This is a genomic window from Xanthobacter sp. BG11Y11_SDJG (genome assembly GCF_057364445.1).
In genome coordinates, this window is record NZ_JBNFNU010000815.1 from 1 (window position 1) to 730 (window position 730).

2 protein-coding genes are annotated in these 730 nt (G+C 74.7%); both read left to right on the forward strand.

The window, feature by feature from the left end:
* Positions 1-169: 169 nt before the first annotated feature.
* Positions 170-307 (forward strand): iron chelate uptake ABC transporter family permease subunit, encoded by a 138-nt coding sequence (locus tag AC2W7M_RS26715; protein ID WP_486136228.1) that lies wholly within the window; start codon positions 170-172, stop codon positions 305-307.
* Positions 307-717: a hypothetical protein gene (locus AC2W7M_RS26720; RefSeq protein ID WP_486136226.1), complete on the forward strand. Its 411-nt coding sequence runs from the start codon at positions 307-309 to the stop codon at positions 715-717. Before AC2W7M_RS26715 ends, AC2W7M_RS26720 begins: the two co-directional genes overlap by 1 nt.
* The last annotated feature ends 13 nt before the right edge of the window (positions 718-730 follow it).

Genomic DNA, 730 nt, shown 5'->3' on the forward strand with positions numbered 1-730 from the left:
GGCGTGCCGGTGCCGCCCGCGCGGCTGATGATCCTGCTCGCCGCCTCGGCCGCGACCGCGGCCGCACGCTGGTGGTGGGACCGCTGCAGTTTCGCCGGGCTGCTGGCCCCGCACATGGCGCGCCTGCTGGGCTCGACCCCGCCCGCTGACGCAGGGGATCGGTGGTGCGCTGATCGGCGGCACCCTCATGGCGACGGCCGATCTGGCCGGGCGCATGCTCGCCTTTCCGTGGCAGATTCCAGCCGGTCTGCTGTGCACGCTGCTGGGCGCGCCCTATTTCCTCTGGCTGATGGCGCGGCGGTCGTGATGCCGGTGCCCCAAGGTCCCGTCGAGGTGCTTCCGGCGGCCCATGCCGGCGCCTACGCCTATGTGAACCGCTGCCTGTGGACCCCGCCGGGACCGGGCGGCGCCATGCCCGGGCCGTGGCTGCTGGCGCCGGGCCGGCTGGCGGAGGTCGTCGCCTGCTTTTCGGCATCGATCGGCGGTGGCGACCGCCGGGCGGTCGCATCCCTGTGGCTGCAGGTCTATCTGGAACGCCTGGTGCCGCCTGTGCTGGCCGCCACATTCACGGGCCGGCTCGCGCCGCTTCCGGACATTGCCGAATGGGCATCCTCATGGGGCGGGGCGGCGCGCCGTCCGGTTTCGTGGTGCGGTGCGCCAGCGCGGCGGGTGCGGCGCCGGTGCTCCGGCTCCTGCGCGCCCATCTCGCGCCGCTGATCGAGGCGCTGGC

What these genes read in the sequence shown, in the direction of transcription:
- AC2W7M_RS26720 (WP_486136226.1), top strand. Translation starts at nt 307, where the DNA reads ATGCCGGTGCCCCAAGGTCCCGTCGAGGTGCTTCCGGCGGCCCATGCC.